At 42.4% G+C, this 1091-nt stretch carries 2 protein-coding genes; both read left to right on the top strand.

The window, feature by feature from the left end:
- Positions 1-106 precede the first annotated feature (106 nt).
- Positions 107-496 (top strand): hypothetical protein, encoded by a 390-nt coding sequence (locus EI162_RS14265; RefSeq protein WP_192524957.1) that lies wholly within the window; start codon positions 107-109, stop codon positions 494-496.
- A partial coding sequence (locus EI162_RS14260; RefSeq protein ID WP_192524956.1) for a MobA/MobL family protein occupies positions 497-1091 on the top strand: 595 nt, incomplete at its 3' end.

The raw sequence follows: 1091 nt of genomic DNA, 5'->3' as shown, positions 1-1091 counted from the left end.
CGAACTTACGAAAACTATGCTAACATTCCACTACGTTACAGTATAGATAGTTTTCTCATTTCGTAATGGGGAAGCCCCCTTAACCCCCAAAACACAAGAGAATTCAATGAGCAACTATATAGAATTAGAAGACTATGACCGGAAGCTAATTGACGATAGTCTGAGAAATATGATGAAAGAAAATGATAGAAGTGGCTCAGGCACTAGGGAAGAACTAACGAGAAAATACTATCAGGATATCAATGTAACGCTGTTTGAGTTGCGTTTAAAAATCCAATCGCCCGACCTTGATAGTAAAAAATATAAAGACTTGTCTTTAAGTGACCTTAAATTAATTAAAAGTTGCCTACTAGGATTGGACGACTCTAATCATCAAAAGAGCTTAGTAGAGCAAGACGAAATAGAATATTACAAGCGTTGCAAATTACAAATGAGCGCACTACTTGAAAAAATAAGTGTAATTGAACAACATACGATGTATAGCGGTCTTTTATAAATGGCAATCTATCACCTATCGACTAAGCCAGTATCACGCAGTAGCGGAAGAACCGCCACTGCGTCTATTGCTTATCGTGCCGGTATCGCTATCAAAGATGAACGCACAGGCAAAGAACACGACTACACGAAACGAAAGGGTGTGGCGCACACCCGACTTCACACCCCAAACGATTTAAAGATTGAGCGCAACGAGCTTTGGAACTTGGCAGAAACCACCGAAACGAGAAAGAACAGCAGAACCGCAAGAGAGATAGTCGTTAATCTACCCCATGAACTATCAGGGCGTTTGCGGATGATGCTTGTTAATGACTTCGCTAAGGACTTAGCCAATCAATACGGTGTTGCCGTTGATGTGGCAATACATACGCCTGATGCACAGGGCGACAACCGCAACCATCACGCCCATATCATGTTGACCACACGCAAGCTGGAACGCTTGGAGAGTGGCAGAGTCGCTTTAACAGATAAATCACAGCTAGAAATGAGCAATACCCAGCTTAAAGAGCGTGGCTTACCTAGTGCTAGGGAAGAACTAAAAGCAATCCGTGAGCAGTGGGCTAATATCACCAATAAGCACCTCAAAGAAGCCAAGA

The sequence above is a fragment of the Psychrobacter sp. FME6 genome (assembly GCF_014861365.1).
Classification (GTDB): Bacteria; Pseudomonadota; Gammaproteobacteria; order Pseudomonadales; family Moraxellaceae; genus Psychrobacter.
This window is presented reverse-complemented; position numbering and strand designations above follow the sequence as displayed.

Excerpts from the sequence above, each read along its gene's own strand:
- EI162_RS14265 (WP_192524957.1), top strand. The coding sequence starts at position 107 with ATGAGCAACTATATAGAATTAGAAGACTATGACCGGAAGCTAATTGAC.